Below are 23,774 nucleotides of genomic sequence, written 5' to 3' on the forward strand. Positions count from 1 at the left end.
GCTGCGATATAAACCGCCGCCGCGTGGTGAGAGCCGCGTAAAACATATTTCCCTTGGTCTCCATCGCGGAGATCACCACGCGGGCAGTCCACTTTATTCAAGGACGAACGCAAAGGCTGACCCCAAGATGGGCAGCAGGACAAAACGCTTGGGCGCATGATTTCTACCTCCTCAGATTTCCCTCCCTTTAGAGAAAGGCCCCCATGAAAAACTTTTCCCGCATTTTACGACCCAAAGCTCATGAAATAGAGGCCGTGCGGCTTCAAACAGAAAAAGCGCGTCTGGACAAATTGGGCGGGCGCGCCGGATCAAGAAAAGAGAGGGCCGCCCGGCTGAGTCACGAAGAATGGGCCCGACAGCTCCCCGCGCCCACGGCCGAAGAAAACCGCGAATTTATGAACCGGACTGAAAACAAGGCCCATGAAATCGTCATGAGGGCCGCACAGGAGATTTTGGAACACTATCGCGAGGCAAAGGAAAACCTCGGCGCAAAACCCCATCACGTTATCGCCGCTCTGCAATTGACGGACAGCGTCGCGGCAGAGCGGGACGCTCTTTTAGCCAAATATGGTCACCCTCACCGAAAGAACGCAAAATGAGACACACCCTTTCCAAAAAAGAGGCCCTTCGCCGCGAAAAAGAGGCGGTGCGCCTTGAGGTCGAGAAAGCCCGTTTTGCGCAAACCCGCTTGAACGACCCGTCATCCGAAAGGCTTTCCGACGGGCTGACCTATAGCCAGTGGCATGACTATCGCCCGGACACGCCAAGCGCGGAATGGGATCACATTGTCGAAATGGCGGAAAGACGCTTTTACGAACTGATTCTGGAGGTTTTGGAAAACCTTCTGACATTTTACGACTTTCAATGTGAGCGGGGTCATACCAATATTGCCCGCCTGCTTTCAGACTTACGCGAGACTCGAAGCCGAGAGGATCGCACGGCTTTTTTTCGGCAAGACGGATTTAAATCGAAATGTCGTTTTTATTGGTCCTGAAGGTGTCGGAGCAAATCTTAAGACGCAGGGGCTTTTTCGAACACCAAGACGGAGATTTTCTACCCATCCGGGTGAGGGTTCTAAAACTTATGCTTAATAACTCCCCAACGCCTGTTTAATTAAATTTTATCGCTCTTTGTGTAGAGACGGAACAGGTTGGATCGGTATTGCCGGTTTGACGGACTGGGCGGCTTTTGCGTAATATCGGGTATGACAGAAAATTCCCCCGATAAAACAAACGAAGAAAAGCCGGAGAAAAAGGTTTTAAGCCCCGCCGCAAAGCGGGCCTTGGCCGAAGCCGAAGCGCGCCGCAAGGCGCGTGAGGACACAGACCGTCCGGCGGAAACCTCCGGCCCGAAAGGTGTGGAGCCCACGCGCTACGGCGATTGGGAACGGGGTGGCATCGCCTATGACTTTTAAGTCAGGGCGAAACACGTCCCGCACAAGTTAAAGAGCGGGTGAGCAGGCAGGAGACCTTCCATTCGCAGGTGAAATGAAATGGGAGTGGCAAATGCCGATTAAATCTATCATGGGCGCCGTCAGCGTACTGGGTCTGTTAAGTCTTGGCGGCGCGGCAAATGCCGGACATTGTAATGGCCCGGACTGTCGCCCGGGGGTCAGCTATATTCAGGGGCCGCCCTTGCAGTTCGGCCCTGTGACGGTTCAGGACAATCGTCCGATGGGACATTTGCGCAGCATTCAGTTTCAGCGGTCGCCCCATATTTCCATCATGCGCGTGCATAGCCTCGAAGCCGGTCCCGGCCTGTCGGATGCCCCGGTCGCCTTTACGGGCGGATGTCATCCAGAATCGACGCAATATTGCCGACAGGATGCAGGCATTCCCGTGGATGTAGAGCTCTTTGCAACGCCGCAGCCCGCCCCTGGCTATACGGGTCAGGTGTCCATCCCGACGACATATAGCTATAGTTCGCAACAGGTGGATCGATCTTTATTCCAGCCCCGCCAATATGGCGACGCCGGATTTGTCCCGGGCATTGCTCATATCCCGACCTCTATTGTGGATCGCAGCGTGGAAAATGCGGATCGGGCGCTAAATTCAGGCCGAACTGTTCCGCAGCCCCATGTCAGCGGCGGATATGCCCCCCGCCCCTCCATGATGAGACAAAATTTTGGCCGCGTTCAAGCGCCGCCCCCGCCGCCCGCCTATTCTCAGCAGGTGGGCATTCCTGAAACCTATGCGTTTGGGCAAACGCCTTCCTATTCACCGGCCCCGCCGCCTCCGGCCTATTCGCAACAGGTCGGCATTCCGGAAACCTATGCCTTTCAGCCTCAGCCGCAATCTCTTCCGGCGCCTCGTTATAGCGCGGGCGGATTAGCCGGCGCTCCGGTGCTGCAAAAGAACGGCACATATGGCTCCACCGTCGGCGCGGACGGAACCTATTGGGAAAAAGTGTCCGGCCCGACCTTTTTCGGAGATACAATGGCAACGCAGGTCATCTGTAAACGCAAGGTCGAAACTCAAGTCGTCAATCCTGTGGTGGGCGTGCCCGTTCCAACCTGCGACACGGCGCAGCCTCATGCGCCGCATCAAGGACATGTGTCTCCGTCCTATCCCGGATGGACTTATTAAGCGCATCGGGACTTCAGGGCCTGGATAACCGGCTCTGATTCCCGCGAAAAGAGAATCAAATTGTGCGCGGCCCAGCGCCGCGCGATACTCCAGTCAGACTGTGAGCCCGGCAGGACGCCGCTCCGAAAGATCGCTGCCCAAGCGGGGTCCTGTCTGACGTTCAACAAAAAGGTGGATGATGATGTCCCGAATTTTAAAAACAGCAATCTTAAGCGCCGCCAGCCTGGCTTTAGCGGCAGCGGCAAATGCAGGCGATTACGGTCAGACCTATGGCCCGTCTGTTTATGGCCAGTCCTCTTATAGCCAATCTACTTATGGCGGCGTCATGTCACAATATGAGGCCAGCGCCCGTTACGGATCCGGCTCTATCAGCGACAGCTATACAGACGGCAATGTCGAGATATATGGCTTTTCCGGAACTCTGCCCGGTTTGGGCCATAATGAAAGCCTGCAGGCAACAAATTGCCCGACGGCCGTTTACAATCCCGAAGGCGGACGGGTTCTGGGCTGCTATAATGTTGTGAAGCCTGTCCCGAAGACAACTTATTACCGCATTGTGCGCCCGGTGATTTATGTGCGTTACCCGGTTTGCTGCGCGCCGATTTCGCCGCCGCCCCCGCCGCCGCGCCCTTGTTGTATTGCCCCTCCACCTCCGCCGCCCGCTCCAAAGCCGTGCTGTGTAGCGCCCCCGCCCCCGCCGCCGCCTTGCTATAGCGGATGCGCGCCGGTGCATATTAGCGCCAGTCGTTACGGGTCAGCTTGGTAAGAAATTTTTTGATCCCTCAGCCTTTCGGATTGAGGGGTCTTTCATTTAGGATTTCATGTTTTCAAGAACATTGATCACGGCTTGGCGCGGGTTGCTCGCCGCGGTGATCGGACGGCCCACGACCAGATGCGACGCCCCGTTTTTCAGCGCGTCTCCGGGTGTGGCGATCCGTTTTTGATCGCCCGCCTCTCCGCCCGGCAGACGGACGCCAGGGGTCACAATCAGGAAATCTTTGGGAACCACAGCTCTAATGGCGGCGGCTTCGAGCGGCGAAGATACCACTCCGTCCATGCCGGCTTCGACCGCTTGCTCCACGCGGCGCATGACGAGCGTTTTTGCATCCTCGTGATATCCGATCGCTTCGAGAGCCGATTTATCAAGAGAGGTCAGAACAGTGACGCCGAGAAGTTTCAGCGGGCTCTCGCCTCGCCCGGCGACGGCGCTTTGCATCACATCCGGACGGGCGTGAACAGTCAGCAGGTCTGCGCCTAATCCGGCAATAGACCGCGTGGCCTTTTCAACGGTCGCCCCAATATCATGGAGTTTGAAATCATAGAAAACGTTTTTACCCTGCGCTTTCAGGCGCTGGCCAAATTCAACGCCCCCGATGGGCAGAAGCTGGAGCCCGACCTTATAGCTGGACACCGTCTCGCCAAGGGCCTCTACCATGCCTTCCGCTTCAGAAACTGTCGGAAGGTCAAGCGCGACATATAATCTGGGATCAGCCACCGTCATGTCAGACCTTTCGGAATTTCTCGGAGTTCTTGGACATTAATTTCTGGGTGACGGTCATAGGAAGCGCCCGTCCTAAAAGGGCGATGAACTTATTTACCCGTCCGGAAATGAAGACGGCCCGGTTTCTTTCCAAGGCTTCATATCCCATCTCGGCACAGACATCGGCGTCCATCACCATGTAATCCGGCAATCTGTTGATCGCCTCTCTTGTGCCGTTCACATCGTGAAACTCTGTAATCGTAAAGCCGGGACAAAGCGCGCTGACATGAACGCCTGTGCCTTCCAATTCCATATTCAGGCTCTCGGAAAATTTGATAAGAAAGGACTTCACTGCGGCGTATAAAGTATGGCCCTTGGATCCCGGCATGTGTCCGGCCAAAGATGCCACGTTCATTATGCGGCCAAAGCCCCGCTCTACCATACCCGGCGCGAGTTTCCGGGCTAGTTCACAGGGAGCCGTCGCCATAAGCTGGATAAAATTGGCATGTGCGTCCCAATCGCTCTCCAGATACTGACCGGGATGTCCATAACCCGCATTATTGATCAGGCCGTCAATCTGAATGGACTTTTTATTGATAGCGGCAATCAGTTTATCAATGGCGTCTTTCTCAAATAGATCCGATTTAAAGACATAGCTTTCCGCGTCAAAAGAGTCTTTTAATTCCTTTGCCAAAACCTTCATTGGCGCCACGCGCCGGGCGCATAAGACAAGGTCCCATCCGCGAGAGGCATATTCCCGCGCCAAGGCCGCGCCCAATCCTGCAGAAGCGCCGGTTATGAGGATAGTAGGACGAGTCATAGAGGTCACGGTTTTGTAAGTGGTAAATTATGTTCAAGCTGTTAGCTTATCTAACAGGAGTTTCAAGTGCGGAGCCAATTCATGTGGAAATATTTAATAGGTCTAGCAAGCATTTTGATGCTCCAAGCTTGCCAGACAACGGCTAACCCCGACCCCTATATGGAGTTTGACTGTGCGCAATTGCGCGCCTTGTCAGACAGTGAAAGACCTGTGGATCCCTTCCTGTCCCATCAGGTTGGGCCTGACCCCCAATCCGGCCTGATAGGGGACAGACAAGGGCTTCAGACTGAGCGAGATGTTGCCGTGTCTGATCGCGATGACGAAGCGCGAGCCATTCGCGCCGCTTACCGTACGAAAAATTGTCATTAATTTTCGGATAAATTAAATGGATAATTCAGCCCTCATCCGGATCGGCATTTTTGCCGGAGCGCTCATTCTATTTTCAAGCCTGGAAGCACTCTTCCCTCGCCGTGAACGATTGCAAGGAAGGTTTCGGCGGTGGGTCACGAACCTCTCGCTAGTTATTTCCGGTACGCTTAGCTTGATGATACTAGGCCCGTTAATCGCTGTCGGCGTCGCGGCTTGGACGGCGCAAAATGGATGGGGCGTGTTAAATTTAATCGATCTGCCCCTTTGGATGGATTTTATAATAGCTTTTCTAGTCTTGGATTTTTCGATTTGGCTACAACATGTGGCGACGCATAAAATCCCGATCCTTTGGCGCCTCCACAAGGTTCACCACGCAGACCGAGATTTGGACGCCAGTTCAGGCGTCAGGTTTCACCCGATTGAAATTTTATTTTCCATGCTGTTCAAATGCGTGATTGTTTTATGGCTAGGCCCGACTGTTTTTGCTGTTGTCATTTTCGAAATTGTCCTCAATGCAACCGCAATTTTCAGTCACGCCAATTTGAAGCTTCCGCAACTTCTCGATAAAGGCTTGAGGAAATTAATTGTCACGCCGGATATGCACCGCGTCCATCACTCTGTCATTATGCGCGAAAGCCAGACCAATTATGGATTTAACTTTTCATTCTGGGACAGGCTCTTTGGTACCTATCAGTCTGAGCCCGCCAAAGGCCAGACGCAAATGATTTTGGGTCTCGAAGAAGCCCAGGTAAAAGCAACCCAGTCTCTTGGCTGGAGCCTTTGGCTCCCCTTCAGACGGTCAAATCCGATGCTATAATCTCTCTTGAGGAATAACTTCATTTAAAGGATAGTTCAGCAGGTCCTATTCTGGAAAGTCAGGAGATAAGTATGCTGTGGGTGACTCTCGGAATTTTGATGTTGCTGTCCGTTCTCGTCATAATCATCTATAATCAACTGGTGCAAAGTCGGCAGCTCGTTGAAAATGGATGGTCTGATATCGAAGTGCAGCTTAAACGGCGGGCGGATCTTATTCCCCGTTTAGTAGATACTGTAAAAGGATATGCCGGCCACGAGCGCAAATTATTCTCCGAGGTTATTGAGAAACGCAATGCAGCTTTAGCAGCCGGAGATAAAACTGATGCCCGCGCCTCCGCTGAAGGAGCTCTACAAAAACCTGTCGGACGTCTCATTGCTTTGGCAGAAGATTATCCGGAGCTTAAAGCCTCTGGCAACTTCCTGGATCTACAAAATGAACTTTCTGAAACCGAAGATAAAATCGAAATGTCTCGGCGTTTCTATAATGGTGCAGTTAGAGCGCTGAACACTAAAATAGAATCTATTCCAAATAATTTCGTGGCCGGGTCATTTGGGTTTAAAAAACGCGATTATTTTGACATCGACGACTCCGACTACACCGTGCCGGAGGTAAATCTGTGAGACAGCTTCTTATCTTATTTTTCATTTCCATTTTCTGGAGCGCCCCGGTCTTTGCTCAACAGGTGAATTTAAGCGGAGAGCATATTAGTCAGTTTGATGTTCAATTAGAGCTACTGAAATCCGGCGACGTCAAAGTTATAGAGAACATCACTATTGTTGACAGGCCGGGGCAAAATCGGCGGGGTATATTCAGAGAGCTCCCCGCTGAAAAATACGTCGCCGAATTTGATGTGACGGATGTCATTCAATACGATATGAAATCGATCCTTCGGGACGGAAATCCCGAACCCTATCAGGAAAATAAAATCCGGTCTGCGTGGCAATGGCGTATCGGCGATGCGGAAATTTATTTGCCAAATGGCCAGCACAATTATCAGCTCACTTATACGGTTGAAAATGAAATTCGATATCGCGAAAAATTTGACGAGCTTCTCTGGAATGTGACTGGAAACTATTGGAATTACCCTGTGAAAAATGCGCGTATCAGTGTCAAGATTCCTCAAGATGCCAATATAATAGATTTTAACGCCAATACGGGACGAATAGATGAAGGGGGTCAAAACTTTACATCTCGTAGAGTCGGCGACGAAATTGTTTTTGAAACGCAGCGTCCGCTTGCGGCCCATGAAGGCCTGACCGTATCTATTTCCGTTCCTAAAGGTCAAATCGACGGCCTGACCAATGCAGATCTGCGCCGTTATTGGTGGCTTAAAAATGGCGCTTTACTCTTAATTACTATTATTTCGCTCTGCATTTTCGCCTTTTATTACTGGCAGTGGGATAGAGTCGGACGCGACCCGGCCAAGCAGCCCGTCTTTGCGCGATATGAACCCCCATCAAGGGAGGGCCACATTTATTCTGCGGCGGCCGCGCAGCGCATTTTCAAAAGAGGACTGTCCGGGAATACGGCCCTAATCGCAACGCTCATCAGTCTTTCCATCAAAGGGTGGATAGATATGAAAGTGAATAAAAAATCGACTGTTTTTACCAAAAGGCCTGAATCGCGAACAAAGAGGCCTTTACTGGATGATGAACAAATTGTTTTTGATAATCTATTCAGGCCTGGAAAAGATACGGTCAAAATATCTGGTAGTCCCAGCACGCATTTTGATGAAATGCGTCAGCAGTTTGAAGATCATGTGAATACGCATTATTCCAAAGCTTATCACAGAGTGAATGCAGGATGGATTGTTCTAGGCATACTTTTAAGTGTGGTCGGCATTATTATCGCGCTCACTCAATTAAATAGCGGCTCTCTTTATTTCACACTGGCGATATTAGCCCTTATTGTCCTGAACGTCGTCTTTTTGTTTTTGCTTCCGGCGCCGACAAAGCTTGGGCAGTCCATTAGGGCTGAAATAGAAGGTTTCAAGCTCTATATGGAAACAGCGGAGAAGGGCCGCTTAAACGCTGTCCAGGTTGGATCAGGCCAGCCGCCGGTTATGACAAAGGAAAGGTACGAGATGTTTCTCCCTTATGCCATTGCTTTGGATGTTGAAAAACCCTGGACGACTTATTTTGAGAAGACCCTGCCGGAAATAGCAAAAGAATATCAACCGAGCTATGCCCATGGTGATGCTTTGAAAGGCGGTCTCGGTCGGCAGTCTTTGAACTCTATAAACCGCTCCATGGTCAAAAGCCTGTCCACTGGCGTTCAATCCGCCCGCCCCGTTAGCACATCCAGCTCTGGAAGTGGCGGCGGAGGTTTTTCCGGCGGCGGCGGTGGAGGCGGAGGCGGCGGAAGCTGGTAATTCCACCCCCCTATTTTTACAGGCAAATAAAAAAACCCGCCTTCAAAAGCGGGTTTTCTAAAGTAATTAATTTAGGAATACCTATTCAGCCGCAACAGCTTCCTGAGCCAAGTTCCGAAGAACGTAATGGAGGATGCCGCCATGACGGTAATATTCCATTTCGTTTTCTGTATCGATCCGGACTTTCGCCGTAACAGACTTTTTTGTTCCGTCAGCGAATGTGATGTTAACTTCAACCGTGCTTCGCGGGGTGATGTCTTTTAATCCAGAGATATCGACTGTTTCAGTGCCGTCCAGACCAAGTTTTTCCCAGCTATCACCCTCTTGGAATTCCAGAGGAAGAACGCCCATGCCGATCAGGTTGGAGCGATGGATACGCTCGAAACTAGCGGCGATAACCGCTTTAACGCCGAGAAGAATTGTGCCTTTGGCGGCCCAGTCACGGGAAGAGCCGTTACCATAAAGCCCGCCGGCAAAGACAACCAAGTCTTTATTGTCGGCTTTGTATTTTTGGGCGGCGTCAAAGATGCTAATGACTTCGCCTGTCGGAACGTAAGTTGTCACGCCGCCGACCGTGCCGGGCGCCATAAGGTTCTTAATCCGGATATTGGCAAATGTGCCCCGCATCATAACTTCATGATTACCGCGTCGAGAGCCGAAGGAGTTAAACTCGGCCCGTTCGACATTGTGATCTTTGAGATAACGACCTGCTGGGCCATCGGCTTTGATGGAGCCGGCCGGGCTGATGTGGTCAGTCGTAATGGAGTCGCCAAGAAGCGCCAGGATATTAGCGTTTTTCACGTCCTCAATCGGATCCGGCGTCGTGGTCATGCCCTCGAAATAAGGGGGGTTACGTACGTAAGTGGAATCAGGCTGCCAATCATAGGTCTCGCCGCCCGTCACTTTGATTTTCTGCCACTCTTTGTCCCCGTCATATAGATCGCCATAACGGTCCGTAAACATTTTACGCGTGATGATTTTGCGGACGACCTCTGAGATCTCCTTGGAGTTCGGCCAGATGTCTTTCAAATAGACATCATTGCCGTCTTTATCGACACCCAGAGGATCTTCTTCGAAGTCATGATGAAGGGAACCGGCCAGTGCATAGGCCACGACCAGAGGCGGGGACGCCAAGAAGTTGGCCTTGATATCTGGGCCGATGCGGCCTTCAAAGTTACGATTACCCGAAAGGACAGAACACGAAACAAGATCGCCTTCTGCAATGGCTTCGGCAAGCTCCGGGGCAAGCGGGCCTGAGTTACCGATACAGGTTGTGCAGCCATAGCCAACCACATCAAAGCCGAGCTTGTTTAATTCTGTCTGGAGCTTGGATTTTTCCAAATATTCACCCACGACCTGAGAGCCGGGCGCCAAGGAGGTTTTAACCCATGGCTTAACGGTCAGACCGAGCTTGTTGGCTTTTTGCGCGACAAGACCCGCTGCCATCATGACAGACGGATTGGAGGTGTTCGTGCAGGACGTAATCGCGGCAATAAAGACATCGCCGTGATCCACGGAGTAATCTTTTCCCTTAACCGGAACAGCAGAGTCGCCATCAGGCGTTTTTTCAAATTCGTCGCGCAGAATTTTAGCAAAGGTTTTATTGGCGCCTTTTAGATCAAAGCGATCTTGTGGGCGTTTAGGTCCGGAAAGAGAGGGCATTACGGTTGTCATATCGAGTGACAATGTATCCGTATATTCCGGCGTCACTTCATCGCGCCACAGGCCTTGAGCCTTAGCGTAAGCTTCAACGAGCTCAACACGCGATTCTTCGCGGCCTGTTGCTTTCAAATATTTAAGCGTGTCGGCATCGATGGGGAAAAATCCACATGTTGCGCCGTATTCGGGCGCCATATTGGCGATCGTTGCCTGATCTTCGAGAGACATGGAATCAAGTCCGTCACCATAAAACTCGACAAACTTGCCAACAACACCTTTTTCACGCAGCATTTGCACAACGCGCAAGACGAGGTCAGTGGCTGTTGTGCCTTCAACCAATTTGCCTTTAAGCTCAAACCCAATCACCTCCGGGATAAGCATGGAAATGGGCTGGCCGAGCATAGCTGCTTCGGCCTCAATTCCGCCAACGCCCCAACCTAAAACGGACAAGCCATTGATCATGGTTGTATGAGAATCAGTCCCGACCAAAGTATCCGGGAAGGCATATGTTTTGCCGCCTTCGGTTTTGGTCCAGACGGTCTGCGCCAAATTCTCTAGATTCACCTGGTGACAAATACCGGTTCCAGGCGGAACAACGGCGAAATTATCAAAGGCTTCCTGACCCCATTTTAAGAAATCATAACGCTCGCCATTGCGCTCATATTCACGTTTCACATTTTTCTTGAAAGCCTGCGGCGTGCCGTAATAGTCCACCATAACAGAGTGGTCGATGACCAAATGAACCGGGTTGAGTGGGTTAATGGCTTCGGCTGAGCCGCCGAGATTGACCATAGCATCGCGCATAGCGGCCAGATCCACAACCGCCGGCACGCCAGTAAAATCTTGCATAAGCACGCGGGCCGGTCGGTAGGCAATTTCGTAAGTAGAAGTTTTTGGACCGAGCCAATCTGCAATCGCTTGAATGTCTTCTTTTTTGACAGAGCTACCATCTTCGTGGCGAAGAAGATTTTCAAGAAGGACTTTCAAAGACCGAGGTAGTTTGGAGATACCTTTCAATCCGTTCTTTTCTGCTTCTTTCAGATCGAAATAGGTATAAGTGCCGCCGCGCACTTCGAGCGTGCGTTCGCAATTAAAACTGTCCAGTGAGGCCATGGGAAATCCTTAGTCTTGAAATATCATCTAATATAGGCGGTCTTATAGCAGGAATGGGGCCGCATTCAATTGTAAAGCACGGCCAAACCTAGCGCGAATAGCCGCTAAACCAATGTGAAGGTCAAAGAGACTGAGCGAATAGCCGCCACGCATAATCACATAAGCGTCGCCCGGCCAAACGTTCCATTAAATAGGCGTTTAGCGCTTTTTGGTCTTCGGTGAATGGCTGAGACACACCTACATTATGGGCGGATCGAAGTATGTAGAGAAAGGTCTGTGAGGAAACCTGAACGCTCTCCCATTCCCGCTGCGAGTCAGCACCCAATTCAATTGACTGAATAACACCCTCAAGAGGGCTCATTAGCACCTGTTCAGACCTCGAATCATTTTGAACAAGCAGTCTCATGCGTAAGTCCGATATCAGGAAAAACCGGCGTTACAATCGGCAGGATCGTTTAGGGTTAACAGGGCCTTAAGTCGAGCTTTCCCCGCTCGTTTTCATTTTTCCGAAACGTTGTATAAATGGGATTTGAGTAAGCGTGAAGACTATCGTCAAAGGCAGGAATCCGAACACTTTGAAACCGGCCCAAAAGTCCTCCGAAAAGTTTCTCCAGATAATTTCGTTCAAAACAGCCATGGCAAAGAAGAACAGCCCCCACCGAATCGCCAGCACATTCCATTTACTCTCTGGCAGCTCTATGGCGCTCCCCATCAAGAGCTTGACCACATTTTTCTTGAAGAAAACCCCGCCGATTACGGCTAGCCCGAAAAGAGTGTTCAAAATTGTCGGCTTCATGAAAAAGATGACTTTATTCCCTGTGAAAAACGCAAGACCTGCGAACAGAACAACGATAGCCGTTGTAAACACCAAAAGCCCCGAAACATGGCGGTGACGGATCCAGGAATAAAGTAAAGCCAAAGTGGCTGTAACCCCGAGCACCCCGGCCGCATAAACCATGGCGTCGTCGGGCTGCGTTCTTTTAAAATATTGAAAAGCCGCAAAGAAAATCAAAAGAGGACCAAAATCCAGCCAAAAACTTTGTGGTTTTTTAGCGGGTGTTGGGAGTGTCGGATCAGTCATAGGAGACTCATATTCTAGGTCGGGTGTTTCAGGCCGTGTGCATGAGGATTAAATTGATAGCAAGAATTATGGCCAGAACAATAAAAGAGGCGGAAACCGAATTTTTCTCACTCATTCATCTCATCAGCCACGCCTGAAAGCGCTGCCGCGAAAACAGGGGCGGAGAAATTTTCCAAATCCTCAATACGCTCTCCAATACCTATACAATGTATAGGAAGTTTATATTTATCTGACAGCGCCACGAGTACGCCGCCTTTGGCCGTACCGTCCAGCTTGGTCATAATGAGACCGGAGACTTCTGCCGTCTTGGCAAAGGCCTCTGTTTGCATCAGAGCGTTCTGACCCACTGTCGCGTCCAGAACCAGAATAGAATGGTGCGGGGCCGTTTCATCCTGTTTCTTGATGACGCGAAGGATCTTCGAAAGCTCATCCATCAGTTCGGTTCGGTTTTGCAGGCGGCCCGCCGTATCGATCATTAGAATATCAAACTCTTCACGCCGGGCGCGATCAATAGCGTCATAAACCAGACCGGCGGCATCCGAACCGAGCTTGCCGGACATGACCGGCGCATTGGCTCGTTCTCCCCAGACGGAAAGCTGTTCAAAGGCTGCTGCTCGGAAAGTATCCCCCGCCGCGATAAGAACTTTCTTGCCTTCGTCGGTAAAACGTTTGGCAATTTTACCTAATGTTGTGGTTTTGCCAGAGCCGTTCACCCCAACGAATAACATGATTTGGGGTTTCACGCCGCCAAGAATTATAGGTTTTTCAAGCGGCGTCAAAATTTCCGATATTACATCTGCAAGCGCGATCTTTATTTCGAGATCCGTAATCTGTTTGTCGAATTTGCTTTCTGCCAAACGCGACGTCACTTTCATGGCGGCGCCTGTGCCGAGGTCGGAGGCAATGAGAATATCTTCTAAGTCTTCAAGTGCTTCATCATCCAGTGTGCGTTTGTTAAAGCTCGCCGCCATACTGTCTGACATGCGGGAAGTAGATTTCCGCAGGCCGGCGGAGATCCGATCCAGAAAATTTGTACGAACAGGGGCCGATTCCACCTGCGGCGTCAGTTTCCCTTCGGCCTCCAGCTTGGCGCGCCGCTCGGCTTCGACTTTGGCGAGAGCCTCACGTTCATTGGCTTCGCGTGTCGCCCGCTCTTCAGCAATTCGAGCCCGTCGTTCTGCTTCTCGGGCTTCTTCGGCAAGCTGTTTAAGCCGTTCGGCTTCTGCCTCTTTCGCCTGTTTCTCAGCTAGTTTTTTGGCGTCTTCTTCAGCGGCCTTTCGCGCGGCTTCTTCTTGGCGCGCCGCCTCGGCCTTTTTTGCGGCTTCCGCTTCGGCGCGGGCTTTTGCTTCTGCCTCTGCTTTAGCTTGTAGCGCGGCCTTTTCTTTGGCGTTTTTGGCCGCTTTGAGCGCAGCCTCTTCTTCGGCTTTTCGTTTTGCCTCTGCTTCGGCTTGTTCCTCTGCTTCTCTGCGCTGCGCCTCCGCCCGTTCCGCCGCAAGCGCCGCTTGTTTTTCAGCGAGCGCTTTTGCTTCGGCCTCGGCTTTCTGCTTGGCTGCTTCCGCTTTCGCTTCCCGCTCTGCTTTAAGCGTCTGCTCGCGGGCTCTTTCTTCGGCCAATTGCTTGGCCCGCGCCAAATCTTTCGCGGCCTGAATTTCAGACTGGCGTTTATCTTCCACCTCTTGTCTGGCTTTGTCTTCCTCGGAAGTTTCGGTCTCGCCTTGACCGTCCATCGTTCGGGCGGATTTCAGCGCGGCCGCATTAATCGCTGCCATGCGGGCAGCCATTTGTTCGTCAACGCGCTTTTGCTCTTCGGCCCGTTTGGCCGCTTCTTCGGCGCGCTTGTCATCCTTGGACTTGAACCCTAATTTTGACAGAAAGCTTTTTTTCTTTTTTTCTTCAGCCATTAAATTAAAGTCCCCGTTAAATGTTCGGAGGTTGATCCTGTGATTTCAACTTTCGCCAAGCTACCGCTTTTCGGAGGCCTGTTCACCTTTACAAGAGAGAAGTCGGGGAGCCTGCCAAAGCCTGTTTCTTCAAACAAAGCGACATCTTTAGACCCAATGCGCGTTTTCAAATGTTTCGATTTAAGGTGCGCGCTTTCTTCCCGAAGAATTTTGGCGCGGGCTTTGACAATATTACCGTGAATAGGCGGTATTTTTGCAGCTGGCGTGCCTTCGCGGGCGGAATACGGAAAGACGTGGAGCCAAGGAATTCCGACCTCTGAAATGATGGAGCGTGACTTTTCGAACATGTCGTCATCTTCGGTCGGAAATCCCGCGATTATGTCCGCTCCGAAGGTCATTTCAGGACGGGCGGATTTTAAACGCTGACATAATTTAATCACATCCGCTCGGCTATGACGCCGCTTCATCCGTTTCAGGATCATGTCATCGCCCGCCTGTAAAGACAGATGCAAATAGGGCGTCATACGGTCCTCTTTCACGAGAAGATCAAATAAAACCTCATCCACTTCTGCGGGATCAATTGAAGAGAGACGTATACGCGGAAGTTCCGGTACGAGTTTTAAGACGCGCCGCACCAAATCACCGAGAGGCGGTTTACCGGGAAGATCTCCGCCCCAACTCGATAAATCGACACCTGTAAGCACAACTTCTTTGTAGCCTTGCGCGACGAGGGAGCGGACGGAATTAACGACCTCTCCTGCGGGGACGCTGCGCGCATTGCCTCGGCCATATGGAATAATGCAGAATGTGCAGCGATGATCGCATCCATTCTGGACTTGCAGAAAAGCGCGGCTTCGACTTTGTGATTTTTCGAGAAGTTGATTGCCGCCGCCCATAAATTGCGGCGCGGTTTCGGCAACGCTCATAATGTCATTGACGCGAATAGGCTCGGAACTTTCCAAAAACACTGGATCAAAGCTTAAGGGCGACATTTTTTCGTGATTGCCGATGACTTTGTTTACGCCCTTTATGGCCGCAAAGGCGGACGGGTCTATTTGGGCCGCGCAACCTGTGACGATAACAGTCGCGTCTGGGTTTTCGCGGCGAGCTTTCCTGACCTGACGTCGGCTCTCAGCAACTGCCTCATTCGTCACGGCGCAGGTGTTGATAATGACGGCCTCTTTCAAGCCCGCATCGCGTGCGTGGCCAGCCATGACATCACTTTCATACGCGTTTAGCCGACAGCCCAACGTAATGACCTTCGTCTCGCCGTCCTGTTCAATTTTTGGGCTGCTTGCCATGCCGCGCTACATGGTCATTAAATTATATATGGTCAAGTCAGGCACACATGGCTATGGCGTAATTACCATGAGAACGCTGGTCAAAAAATTCCTCCCACTTCCTCTTCGCGTGCGCTTGAAGAAAATGTGGTATTCTTTTATGGATCTATGTTATCCGAGAGCGGCGAAGCGTGTGCCGGCCCGGGCCGAAACCTTCATCGGAGAAGGAAATTTTATCTGGATCGGAGACAGTTTTTTCAGAACTCTGAAAAAGCATGGTTTGAAACCCGAACATGACGTTCTGGATATTGGCTGCGGACAAGGGCGGATGGCGCGGCCAATGGTTGGGGAATTAACTGGCCGCTATTGCGGGGTAGATATCAATTCGGATGGTATTGAGTGGTGTAAATCCCAATATGACGATGTCCCTAATTTCAACTTTCGGCACATGGATGTATTTAATCCTCTTTATAACAAGGGAGGAACTCAAGCGGCGCAGGATTTTGTGTTTCCCTTGGAAACCGCCTCTTTTGATGTCGTCTTTCTGGTATCTGTCTTTACGCATATGCGCGGTGTTGAGGTCGAGAATTATTTACGAGAAGCGGCGCGGTGCCTGAAAAATGGCGGACAGGTCTTGGCGAGCTGGTATTTGTTGGATGAGGTAAGCACGAGGGCAAACAAGCCTCATATAGATTTTGCCTACAATCTTGGGGAAAATAGTCGAACGTCACTTAAATGCACGCCCGAGGCCGCAATCGCCTTTGACTTTGATTTTGTGAAATCTTTATATCAGAAGGCCGGCTTGGAAATTATTGCTATCGAATTTGGTACCTGGGCCCGCCCCGATAGCCAGCATATGCTACAGGATCTTATTGTGGCCCGAAAAACCGATCGGAAAGCCTAAGAACAGGTCGACTTTACTTTTCTTAATGCGGCGGTGATGCCGCTCAAGGAGAAGACATAAGAGGTTTCAGTCCCGCGTGAGCTCACGGCTTCAATCCGCATATTTGCCCCAGCCCGCATTTTAGCCACAAGATTTCGCTCATCCGCGCCTGAATCGACGAAGGCCTCATTTTCTGAAGGGTACATGGTGACTTTTGTTCGTCCGACATAAGCGGAAGGAGATCGAGTTGATTTGAGCGGATAGCCTGCGAGAAGGCTGGGCTGTTCTGTGGCGGCGCCTGACTTCCAGCTCGCGACCATGAAATAGACATCCCCGTGATTGACAGAGGTTGGCGCGCTAACTTCGGGCTTGGCTAACGCGAAGCAAATCATGTCAGTACCTTCAGCGCGACTATAAACTGTCCAATCGGAATAGGTTCCTTGTAGTTTTTGTTCGGCGGCATGAGCCGGCAGGGACGTCACGGTCATTAGCATTAGGGCGGCGAGAACGCGTTTCATAACAAATACCTGTTGATCAAAGATTGGACCCATTAGCGCAGATTTAACGTTAAAACGGCGTTAATAACAGTTAGATTTAACTGCCATAGGTCGGGTGCTCTATAGGCTTTATACTCCGATATATAGCATAGGCGGCCACAATAGCACTGCCCACAACCACCATAATAAAAGGAGATTTCGGCGGGAGCCGTAGAATGGCCAAACCAATGAGGCCGAAAGTGGACAAATTGACAAATAAATTAAGCAGTACTGCCCCCGCGCTCATAAGACGGGCTCGATTGGCGGGGTCCGCCCGCCTCTGCGCCATTGCCTGTAGAGGCACAACAAAAATCCCGTTGAACACTGACGATAATATCAAAGACCCCAGAAATAAAGGCGTCTGAGAGTTAGCCAGAAAATCCTCTGCTGTTCCCAATCCCTCTCCTGCAAATGCGGGACTTGGTAGAACGACTATGGCACCGATGAAAATGACGACTCCGACGATGCCTAGAGCCGACAACCTAACCGCTTCAGGGCCCCATATCGACCAATTCCCGAACAGCATGACAAATATAGACCCGGCCATAATAGATAGGGTCGAGAGGACGAGCATCATAATGAGGACGCTGGCATTATAATTCATAACGCTTGCCACATAATCCGGAAATGTTGTGACAAAAACTGTCGATAATCCGTAAAACCAAGCAATACCGAGCATGGGGCGTAAAACAGCGGGGGCTTTAAAAGCTTTACCAATAGCCGAGAAGGTTGCCGTGAAAGGTTCAAAATTAATTTTTAGATCCGGTATCGGTGCCGGCGCTTTCGGGCAAAATTCTGACGCTATCCAGCCGACAACAGCGACCCCGAGAAGGAATACACTCGCCAGTTTTGTGCCAGACACGTCAATAGCGTCCATTGTTCCGTTTAGCACGAGAAACGTTCCGCCGATCTGGCCAACGAGAACCACGACAAAGACAAACCCGTTTAGTAAAGCATTGCCGCGAATGAGCTCTTTTGGGGTGAGCCATTGCGGAAGAACTGCATTCTTCGTCGGGGAGAAAAATCCCGATTGCGCGCCCATTAACCCCAATGCGACAGCGAGGATGCGAATATCCACGAGCCAAAACCCCAGCGCCGCGATTAGCATGATAACAATTTCTGCCCGCTTCACCCAACGTAGAAGCATGCCGCGATCAACTTTATCCGCAATCTGCCCCGCAATCGCGCAAATTATCAAAAAGGGTCCGGTAAAGATCAGACCTGCGACGGGGACCCGAATAGCGGATGGCAAGTCCGACAAAAAGGCGATTCCGCCAAATGTGATCAAGGCTATCAGGGCATTTTTCAGAGCATTATCATTAAACGTCGCTGTTTGAAGCAGAACAAAAAGCGGCGCAAACCGGCGCTTTAATATGAATCCGAACTTGCTTTCTTTTATGGCCTGTACAGGTTCGGACGCTACATCAGTCATGCCGTCTTCTCTTCCGCTTCGCGTTTTTCCCGATTGGCCTTTGCCACAGGGTTTTCGCGTTCCTGACCGACATCGGCCGGATTCAAAGCGCCCATATTCTCATAATCAAGTAATTCTTTCGAACGGGTTTCTATCCGGTCCTGTAAAAGCTTCATGAAAGCGTCCTTTTCCATACCGGGGGCAATGGGCTCCATAAATTCGACAGTGGCAGAGCCGGGGTGTTTTTGCCAGTCAGTTTGGTTCCATCTTTGGCCGAGATTACTTGCGACCGGCACAACCGGGCATTTGAAATCGTCATATAGATGCCAGACGCCTTTTTTATATCGATGATGCGTTCCGATTCGGCTGAGATGGCCTTCGGGAAAAATGAGGATGCGCCGTCCCTGGTCCTGGATCAATTCAGCCTGCTCATCCATTTCCTGGCGGGCATCGGACCCCCCGCAACTGTCAATCACGACGGCATTCATCTTTCGTAGAATACGTTTCAGGAGAGGAATTTTGAGAAGCTGTTCCCCGGTCACAAAAGACAAGTCATTAACGACGGAAAAAATGACATGCCCGTCACCATAACTCAGATGTTTTGATGCAATTATACAGACACCTTCCGGCACGCGGCTTCGGCCTTCCACGTGAACGGTGATCCCGGCAAACACTTTCATTCCCCACCGGATAACCCGTGTATAGCGTTGCAACGCCATCATCATCATTTTGCGGCCCGGGAGCAGGGAAAAGAGAACGCAGGCAACCGCGTAAAGACCCGTCATCGCGTAAAAGAAAACATTGAAAAAGAGAGAGCGCATATTCTAGTCCTCCAAACCCAATACCGACAACACACCCCGCGTTAATCGCCCGGCATGAGGCATAAGGGGGCCTGAGATAGCCCCCAGAATTTTGGCCTGAGCGGCCTGCAATACAACGCCCAACGCCATAGCCGCGAGAAGGTTCGAATTCTCACTTGGCAGCTCGCCTCGTCGCATCGCCTTTTGCAGGAGAATGGCCGCGGCGCCTTGCGGGCTTTTTCCGGGGCGGTCTGTTAAAGTGGAGAATCGGTGGAGATGCAGGATATGGTATTTAAAAAGGGGCCAATCCGCATCGGCAACGTAACAGTAATCTATGACGAGGCGCCTTACCTTTTCTTCAATTGTTGCATCCAGCTTATCAATATCGGTTATCATCCGGGTGAGCCGGTTATGAATTGTCAGCATCAAAGCCCGCGACAGATCTTCTTTATTTCGAAAATGGCGATATAAAAGACCTTCAGAAACCCCGGCCTCCTCGGCAATCCGTTTCGTCGAAACGCCTTCTATCGTGGACTCTGAAAACAGAAACAGGGCCGCCCGTTCGATACGGCCCTTTCCACTCTCAGACTCAGCTATGATCGCCGGCTTGATCTCCATAAACTTTAAACTCAACTAGACTTCTAGGCAGCTGACTTCTTTCCTCCCAGGTGAACGGCGCGCCAGCTGACATTTAATTCAAGCTAACAATTTTAATTGTAAGTGATTGCTCACTTTGAAGCTATTAAGATTGAATAGAGCTGATGTCAATTTGTTTTCGGCCTATAAGTGATTAATCACTATCAAGTTTTAATTGCCATGCAGATATGGGGCTTTCATTCTCGTCTGGTATAAAATATGAAAAGCCATCTTTTAAATTTATTCCAGGCAGGCCCCTCCCCTTCTGACGAGGGTCGCAAGACTTAAAAATCATATAACAGGATAAGCCCATGAAACTTTCTTCAAAAATTTCCGCCATCGTCACAGGCGGGGCGTCCGGACTGGGCGAAGCTACGGCGCGCGGTCTGGCCGCCAAAGGCGTCAAAGTCGGTATTTTCGATATGAATGAAGAGGATGGACAGAAAGTCGCGAAAGAAATTGGCGGTGTATTCGCCAAAGTCAATGTGGCCGACAATGCGAGTGTCGATGCTGGTTTTAAAGCAATCCGCGCGGAAAATGGCCAAGAACGCATTATGGTCAATTGCGCCGGTATTGGCGGCGGAATCAAAACTGTATCTCGCAAACGCGATACCGGCGAAATCGTCCCCCATGACGTGGAAGCCTATATCCGTATTATCAATATCAACTTGATCGGCAGCTTTCTCTGCGCGTCCAAATCAGCCGCCGGTATGATGACTCTCGACCCGACAGAGCCGGACGGCGAACGCGGTCTTATCATCAACACTGCATCCGTTGCGGCTCAAGACGGCCAAATCGGACAAGTCGCCTATGCCAGTTCCAAAGGCGGTATCCTCTCAATGGCGCTACCCATGGCGAGAGATCTGGCCCGCGAAGGCATTCGCGTAAATACAATCCTGCCTGGCTTTTATGAAACGCCGATTTATGAACAAATGAAGCCGGAAATTAAAGAGAACTTGAAAGCCCACTTGCAATTCCCGGTTCGTTTCGGCCAGCCAAAAGAATATGCTGAGGTCGTCGAATTCATGTGTGAGCATGGATACATCAATGCAGAATACATCCGCACGGACGCCGGCGCACGGATGCCGCCGCGCTAAATCCGCTTTTCTGAATTAATATTCTAATAAATCGGCGCCCCTCTTTCACCGAAGAGGGGCATGCCCTATAGCCAAACCCATGGCAAAGCTGAACATTTTCGAGACCGACATTTCCTCTCTTCCAATTATGGAAAATGTTACCCGGCAGCAATTTGACGAAACAATACGGCCTGCCGGCAAGCCGGTTATTCTCCGGGGACTGGTTAAAGACTGGCCCGCTGTTCAATCCGGTCAGAAATCGCCTGACGAGATTGGAAATTACCTCAAACAAATGGACAATCAAAAACCGGCCATGACGTTTGTCGCGCCGCCGGAAGTGAAAGGCCGGTATTTTTACGCCCCGGATATGCGGGGATTTAATTTTGAAAAGAGACAGATTCCACTTAGCGCGACTATAGATAAACTTCTGGAGCAAAAAAATACTCCTGATCCTTTGTCCATTTATGCAGGGGCAACTTCTGCATCAGATTTACTCCCCGGTTTTGGGGTAGCTAATCCTATGCCTTTAGTCAGTGACGAAGTCTCGCCACTTGTTTGGATCGGAAATTCCGCTCGAATCGCGCCGCATTATGACACTTCTGAAAATATAGCTTGCGCTGTAGCAGGCACTCGTAAATTTCTTGTTTTTCCGCCGCACCAGATCGATAATCTTTATGTAGGCCCTTTGGAACATACTGTCGCTGGACAACCGGTTAGCTTAGTGGATCCGCAACATTTTGATGCGGAGGCATATCCAAAATTTGAATCTGCTATGCGCGAGGCTCGTGTCGCGCACTTGAAGCCTGGAGACGCAATATACCTCCCAGCTCTCTGGTGGCATTATGTCGAATCCGCTGGTCCGCTTAATGTATTGGTCAACTACTGGTGGAATAGCGTTGATAAAGGCCCACCCATGTCAGCACTGGCTTTATCTATGCTCATCCTGAGGGAGCTCCCGCCCGCCGAGCGCGCGGCGTGGAAACACATATTCGATCACTATATTTTCAAGGAAGAGGCGCAAAACGTGGTCTCCCACCTACCCGAACATGCACAAGGCGTACTTGGAAAGAGCACCCCGCAGCGCGACAGCACAATTAAAAACTTTGTGGGGGCGCAGTTACAGAAACTATTTTCAGAAAACTAAGACTGATTAACTGTCAAATAATTCCGCAAGCTTATCAGTCATAGCGCCGCCCAGCTGCTCAACATCCATGATAGTCACAGCGCGTTTGTACCAACGCGTTACGTCATGGCCGATACCAATGGCGACCAGCTCAACCTCGGAGCGGTTTTCAATCATGTCAATCATCATGCGAAGGTGATTCTCTAACAGCCCGGATTTGTTCTGACTTTGCGTGGCGTCATCGACGGGCGCTCCGTCTGAAATGACCATCATGATACGGCGCTGCTCGGGCCGCGCCATGAGCCGTTTATAGGCCCACTCCAAGGCTTCGCCGTCAATGTTTTCCTTAAGCAGTCCTTCGCGCATCATCAGGCCGAGGTTTCTCTTCGCCCGCCGCCACGGCATGTCAGCGCTCTTGTAAACAATATGGCGCAGGTCATTCAGCCGACCGGGCTTTTCGGGTTTGCCTTCTGCGAGCCAGTCCTGAAATGACTTCCCGCCTTTCCAGGCGCGAGTCGTAAAGCCTAAAATTTCGGCTTTTACACCGCAGCGCTCAAGCGTTCGCGCCATAATGTCAGCCGTCACAGCCGCGACCATGATGGGCCGCCCGCGCATGGAGCCTGAATTATCTATCAGAATAGTCACGACCGTATCGCGGAAATCGGTTTCTTTTTCTTCTTTGAAGGTCAGCGCGCTCATCGGATCAATGATCACCCGCGTGAGGCGCGCGGTATCTAAAACGCCCTCTTCCAAATCAAATGTCCATGAGCGCTGTTGCTGCGCAAGCAGGCGGCGTTGCAGGCGGTTGGCAAGCCGCGAAATCGCGCCGGAAAGCCCCTGCATATGCCCGTCGAGATACCCGCGAAGCCGCTCCAGCTCTTCCGGCGGGCAAAGATCTTCCGCTTTTATTATCTCGTCGTGAGTTGTGGAGTAAACGGTATAAGGCGGCGTCGCATTGGACATATTCGGGCGCTGCGGAGAGTTTTCCGGATTCTGCTCTGCATCATCCGGTTCGCCGTCGATATTTTCGGCGTCCACCATATCCTGAGCCTCGGCGGACTCATCTTCCAACGCATCGGCGTCAGAAACTTCGGTTTGGCCGGGCTCATCTTCAGATGGACTATCTTCGGGCTGATCTGGAGAGTCTTCTTCGTTTTCTGAGTTTTTTTCCTGATCGTCTTCCTCTTCGTCCGGATTGGCCCGGTCATCATTTAATTGAAAATCGGCAATCAGGTCATTCACGGACTTTCCATACGCTTCCTGATCGCCCATCAGGCTCCGCAGCCGTTCCATATAATCGCCAGCGGTCTGTTCAATTTCCTCCCGCCACGCGTCCATAATCCCGTCAGTTGATTTCGGTAGTTTCCGACCTGTCAGGACTTCGCGCGCATAAAGCCCGACCGCTTCGGCAAAGCTTGTGTCATCTTTTGCAATGTCGATTTTATCAAAGCCCTTGCGCTTGGCCCTATCTGACAAAGCCGCCTGAAGGTTATCGCCCAAACCAGAGAGGTGCCGCGTTCCGACCGCCTCAATCCGCGCCTGTTCCATCGCCTCGAACACCATACGGGCCGGGCCGCTCTCAGGCTGGTTTTTCCGGTTCGTGTCTTTGTCGTGAAGCGCCATCCGCAAGGCCAGACCATCCGCTTCGCCGCGGGCCTTGGCCACCGCAAAGGATTTGGGCTTGGGCGGCAAGCTTGGCAACATGACCTGGTCGCGCACTATCCCCGCGACATCCCCGCCATAGGAGACCTCCAATTCCGGCTCTCCGGAAAGGGCTTTCGTCGCGGCGGCGAGCGAGCGCTTAAAGTTATCAATAGGGGTGGAAGTCATTTT

General features: G+C 51.2%; 24 protein-coding genes. 12 read left to right on the top strand and 12 right to left on the bottom strand.

Translation table 11 applies throughout. The annotated features are described in order from the left end of the window. Positions 1 to 203: 203 nt before the first annotated feature. The 5 genes from ACN0IC_RS13720 to ACN0IC_RS13740 all read left to right on the top strand — a co-directional run bounded on the left by ACN0IC_RS13720 (position 204) and on the right by ACN0IC_RS13740 (position 3,351). Positions 204 to 599 (top strand): hypothetical protein, encoded by a 396-nt coding sequence (locus ACN0IC_RS13720; RefSeq protein ID WP_416879351.1) that lies wholly within the window; start codon positions 204 to 206, stop codon positions 597 to 599. Further along, a complete protein-coding gene (locus tag ACN0IC_RS13725; protein ID WP_416879352.1) occupies positions 596 to 994 on the top strand; it encodes a hypothetical protein in 399 nt (132 codons plus the stop codon). The genes ACN0IC_RS13720 and ACN0IC_RS13725 overlap by 4 nt, the downstream gene beginning before the upstream one ends. Positions 995 to 1,204: 210 nt before the next feature. After that, on the top strand, positions 1,205 to 1,414 hold the full coding sequence (locus ACN0IC_RS13730) for a DUF1674 domain-containing protein (RefSeq protein ID WP_416879353.1): 210 nt from the start codon (positions 1,205 to 1,207) through the stop codon (positions 1,412 to 1,414). Between the two features lie 91 nt (positions 1,415 to 1,505). Then, a complete protein-coding gene (locus ACN0IC_RS13735; protein ID WP_416879354.1) occupies positions 1,506 to 2,585 on the top strand; it encodes a hypothetical protein in 1,080 nt (359 codons plus the stop codon). A gap of 181 nt (positions 2,586 to 2,766) precedes the next feature. Next, positions 2,767 to 3,351 (top strand): hypothetical protein, encoded by a 585-nt coding sequence (locus ACN0IC_RS13740; protein WP_416879355.1) that lies wholly within the window; start codon positions 2,767 to 2,769, stop codon positions 3,349 to 3,351. Positions 3,352 to 3,396: 45 nt separating this feature from the next. Here the strand turns inward: ACN0IC_RS13740 and pyrF are convergent, their stop codons facing one another. Beyond that, on the bottom strand, positions 3,397 to 4,086 hold the full coding sequence (pyrF, locus tag ACN0IC_RS13745; protein ID WP_416879356.1) for an orotidine-5'-phosphate decarboxylase: 690 nt from the start codon (positions 4,084 to 4,086) through the stop codon (positions 3,397 to 3,399). 1 nt (position 4,087) lies between these two features. Continuing rightward, a complete protein-coding gene (locus tag ACN0IC_RS13750) occupies positions 4,088 to 4,885 on the bottom strand; it encodes an SDR family NAD(P)-dependent oxidoreductase (RefSeq protein ID WP_416879357.1) in 798 nt (265 codons plus the stop codon). 81 nt (positions 4,886 to 4,966) lie between these two features. Between ACN0IC_RS13750 and ACN0IC_RS13755 the strand changes: the two genes are divergently transcribed. From ACN0IC_RS13755 to ACN0IC_RS13770, 4 genes are all read left to right on the top strand, one after another. Then, positions 4,967 to 5,254, top strand: coding sequence for a hypothetical protein (locus ACN0IC_RS13755; RefSeq protein WP_416879358.1), 288 nt, complete (start codon positions 4,967 to 4,969; stop codon positions 5,252 to 5,254). A gap of 16 nt (positions 5,255 to 5,270) precedes the next feature. Further along, positions 5,271 to 6,071, top strand: a complete 801-nt coding sequence (locus ACN0IC_RS13760; RefSeq protein ID WP_416879359.1) for a sterol desaturase family protein — start codon at positions 5,271 to 5,273, stop codon at positions 6,069 to 6,071. 74 nt (positions 6,072 to 6,145) lie between these two features. After that, positions 6,146 to 6,691, top strand: a complete 546-nt coding sequence (locus ACN0IC_RS13765; RefSeq protein ID WP_416879387.1) for a LemA family protein — start codon at positions 6,146 to 6,148, stop codon at positions 6,689 to 6,691. Then, on the top strand, positions 6,688 to 8,442 hold the full coding sequence (locus ACN0IC_RS13770) for a DUF2207 domain-containing protein (RefSeq protein WP_416879360.1): 1,755 nt from the start codon (positions 6,688 to 6,690) through the stop codon (positions 8,440 to 8,442). Before ACN0IC_RS13765 ends, ACN0IC_RS13770 begins: the two co-directional genes overlap by 4 nt. An 81-nt stretch (positions 8,443 to 8,523) precedes the next feature. Here the strand turns inward: ACN0IC_RS13770 and acnA are convergent, their stop codons facing one another. From acnA to mtaB, 5 genes are all read right to left on the bottom strand, one after another. Further along, positions 8,524 to 11,214 carry an aconitate hydratase AcnA gene (gene acnA / locus ACN0IC_RS13775; protein WP_416879361.1) on the bottom strand — a complete coding sequence of 897 codons (2,691 nt, stop codon included), beginning with the start codon at positions 11,212 to 11,214 and terminating at the stop codon, positions 8,524 to 8,526. 121 nt (positions 11,215 to 11,335) lie between these two features. After that, the gene (locus ACN0IC_RS13780; RefSeq protein ID WP_416879362.1) at positions 11,336 to 11,575 is read right to left on the bottom strand and encodes a hypothetical protein; all 240 of its coding nucleotides are present in this window, start codon (positions 11,573 to 11,575) and stop codon (positions 11,336 to 11,338) included. A gap of 111 nt (positions 11,576 to 11,686) precedes the next feature. Further along, a complete protein-coding gene (locus ACN0IC_RS13785) occupies positions 11,687 to 12,295 on the bottom strand; it encodes an inner membrane-spanning protein YciB (RefSeq protein ID WP_416879363.1) in 609 nt (202 codons plus the stop codon). A 107-nt stretch (positions 12,296 to 12,402) separates the two neighbouring features. Beyond that, positions 12,403 to 14,196: a signal recognition particle-docking protein FtsY gene (gene ftsY, locus ACN0IC_RS13790; RefSeq protein ID WP_416879364.1), complete on the bottom strand. Its 1,794-nt coding sequence runs from the start codon at positions 14,194 to 14,196 to the stop codon at positions 12,403 to 12,405. Continuing rightward, entirely contained in the window at positions 14,196 to 15,410 is a 1,215-nt protein-coding gene (gene mtaB / locus ACN0IC_RS13795) for a tRNA (N(6)-L-threonylcarbamoyladenosine(37)-C(2))-methylthiotransferase MtaB (RefSeq protein ID WP_416879365.1), read from the bottom strand. Before mtaB ends, ftsY begins: the two co-directional genes overlap by 1 nt. On the opposite strand from mtaB, the gene ACN0IC_RS13800 reads away from it, so the two are divergent. Further along, positions 15,409 to 16,380 (top strand): class I SAM-dependent methyltransferase, encoded by a 972-nt coding sequence (locus ACN0IC_RS13800; RefSeq protein ID WP_416879366.1) that lies wholly within the window; start codon positions 15,409 to 15,411, stop codon positions 16,378 to 16,380. The genes mtaB and ACN0IC_RS13800 overlap by 2 nt on opposite strands. Here ACN0IC_RS13800 and ACN0IC_RS13805 read toward each other — a convergent pair. The 4 genes from ACN0IC_RS13805 to ACN0IC_RS13820 all read right to left on the bottom strand — a co-directional run bounded on the left by ACN0IC_RS13805 (position 16,377) and on the right by ACN0IC_RS13820 (position 19,724). Next, entirely contained in the window at positions 16,377 to 16,877 is a 501-nt protein-coding gene (locus ACN0IC_RS13805; protein ID WP_416879367.1) for an invasion associated locus B family protein, read from the bottom strand. The two genes, ACN0IC_RS13800 and ACN0IC_RS13805, sit on opposite strands and share 4 nt — an antisense overlap. 76 nt (positions 16,878 to 16,953) lie before the next feature. Next, the gene (locus tag ACN0IC_RS13810) at positions 16,954 to 18,327 is read right to left on the bottom strand and encodes a hypothetical protein (RefSeq protein ID WP_416879368.1); all 1,374 of its coding nucleotides are present in this window, start codon (positions 18,325 to 18,327) and stop codon (positions 16,954 to 16,956) included. Then, positions 18,324 to 19,127 carry a lysophospholipid acyltransferase family protein gene (locus tag ACN0IC_RS13815; protein ID WP_416879369.1) on the bottom strand — a complete coding sequence of 268 codons (804 nt, stop codon included), beginning with the start codon at positions 19,125 to 19,127 and terminating at the stop codon, positions 18,324 to 18,326. The genes ACN0IC_RS13810 and ACN0IC_RS13815 overlap by 4 nt, the downstream gene beginning before the upstream one ends. Before the next feature lie 3 nt (positions 19,128 to 19,130). Then, positions 19,131 to 19,724: a TetR/AcrR family transcriptional regulator gene (locus ACN0IC_RS13820; RefSeq protein WP_416879370.1), complete on the bottom strand. Its 594-nt coding sequence runs from the start codon at positions 19,722 to 19,724 to the stop codon at positions 19,131 to 19,133. A gap of 329 nt (positions 19,725 to 20,053) precedes the next feature. Here ACN0IC_RS13820 and ACN0IC_RS13825 point away from each other — a divergent pair, with 329 nt between their 5' ends. Further along, positions 20,054 to 20,839, top strand: coding sequence for an SDR family NAD(P)-dependent oxidoreductase (locus ACN0IC_RS13825; RefSeq protein WP_416879371.1), 786 nt, complete (start codon positions 20,054 to 20,056; stop codon positions 20,837 to 20,839). Between the two features lie 79 nt (positions 20,840 to 20,918). Continuing rightward, positions 20,919 to 21,962: a cupin-like domain-containing protein gene (locus ACN0IC_RS13830; protein ID WP_416879372.1), complete on the top strand. Its 1,044-nt coding sequence runs from the start codon at positions 20,919 to 20,921 to the stop codon at positions 21,960 to 21,962. A 6-nt stretch (positions 21,963 to 21,968) separates the two neighbouring features. Here ACN0IC_RS13830 and cobT read toward each other — a convergent pair whose 3' ends face one another. Further along, the gene (gene cobT / locus ACN0IC_RS13835) at positions 21,969 to 23,771 is read right to left on the bottom strand and encodes a cobaltochelatase subunit CobT (RefSeq protein WP_416879373.1); all 1,803 of its coding nucleotides are present in this window, start codon (positions 23,769 to 23,771) and stop codon (positions 21,969 to 21,971) included. Positions 23,772 to 23,774: the final 3 nt, after the last annotated feature.

Origin of the sequence: Litorimonas sp., from assembly GCA_029936425.1 — a bacterium.
Taxonomy (GTDB): Bacteria; Pseudomonadota; Alphaproteobacteria; order Caulobacterales; family Maricaulaceae; genus Litorimonas.

Coding starts and splice junctions, on each gene's coding strand:
- ACN0IC_RS13720 (WP_416879351.1), top strand. CDS start 204: ATGAAAAACTTTTCCCGCATTTTACGACCCAAAGCTCATGAAATAGAG.
- ACN0IC_RS13725 (WP_416879352.1), top strand. CDS start 596: ATGAGACACACCCTTTCCAAAAAAGAGGCCCTTCGCCGCGAAAAAGAG.
- ACN0IC_RS13730 (WP_416879353.1), top strand. CDS start 1,205: ATGACAGAAAATTCCCCCGATAAAACAAACGAAGAAAAGCCGGAGAAA.
- ACN0IC_RS13735 (WP_416879354.1), top strand. CDS start 1,506: ATGCCGATTAAATCTATCATGGGCGCCGTCAGCGTACTGGGTCTGTTA.
- ACN0IC_RS13740 (WP_416879355.1), top strand. CDS start 2,767: ATGTCCCGAATTTTAAAAACAGCAATCTTAAGCGCCGCCAGCCTGGCT.
- pyrF (WP_416879356.1), bottom strand. CDS start 4,086: ATGACGGTGGCTGATCCCAGATTATATGTCGCGCTTGACCTTCCGACA.
- ACN0IC_RS13750 (WP_416879357.1), bottom strand. CDS start 4,885: ATGACTCGTCCTACTATCCTCATAACCGGCGCTTCTGCAGGATTGGGC.
- ACN0IC_RS13755 (WP_416879358.1), top strand. CDS start 4,967: ATGTGGAAATATTTAATAGGTCTAGCAAGCATTTTGATGCTCCAAGCT.
- ACN0IC_RS13760 (WP_416879359.1), top strand. CDS start 5,271: ATGGATAATTCAGCCCTCATCCGGATCGGCATTTTTGCCGGAGCGCTC.
- acnA (WP_416879361.1), bottom strand. CDS start 11,214: ATGGCCTCACTGGACAGTTTTAATTGCGAACGCACGCTCGAAGTGCGC.
- ACN0IC_RS13780 (WP_416879362.1), bottom strand. CDS start 11,575: ATGAGCCCTCTTGAGGGTGTTATTCAGTCAATTGAATTGGGTGCTGAC.
- ACN0IC_RS13785 (WP_416879363.1), bottom strand. CDS start 12,295: ATGACTGATCCGACACTCCCAACACCCGCTAAAAAACCACAAAGTTTT.
- ftsY (WP_416879364.1), bottom strand. CDS start 14,196: ATGGCTGAAGAAAAAAAGAAAAAAAGCTTTCTGTCAAAATTAGGGTTC.
- ACN0IC_RS13800 (WP_416879366.1), top strand. CDS start 15,409: ATGACATCACTTTCATACGCGTTTAGCCGACAGCCCAACGTAATGACC.
- mtaB (WP_416879365.1), bottom strand. CDS start 15,410: ATGGCTGGCCACGCACGCGATGCGGGCTTGAAAGAGGCCGTCATTATC.
- ACN0IC_RS13805 (WP_416879367.1), bottom strand. CDS start 16,877: ATGAAACGCGTTCTCGCCGCCCTAATGCTAATGACCGTGACGTCCCTG.
- ACN0IC_RS13810 (WP_416879368.1), bottom strand. CDS start 18,327: ATGACTGATGTAGCGTCCGAACCTGTACAGGCCATAAAAGAAAGCAAG.
- ACN0IC_RS13815 (WP_416879369.1), bottom strand. CDS start 19,127: ATGCGCTCTCTCTTTTTCAATGTTTTCTTTTACGCGATGACGGGTCTT.
- ACN0IC_RS13820 (WP_416879370.1), bottom strand. CDS start 19,724: ATGGAGATCAAGCCGGCGATCATAGCTGAGTCTGAGAGTGGAAAGGGC.
- ACN0IC_RS13825 (WP_416879371.1), top strand. CDS start 20,054: ATGAAACTTTCTTCAAAAATTTCCGCCATCGTCACAGGCGGGGCGTCC.
- ACN0IC_RS13830 (WP_416879372.1), top strand. CDS start 20,919: ATGGCAAAGCTGAACATTTTCGAGACCGACATTTCCTCTCTTCCAATT.
- cobT (WP_416879373.1), bottom strand. CDS start 23,771: ATGACTTCCACCCCTATTGATAACTTTAAGCGCTCGCTCGCCGCCGCG.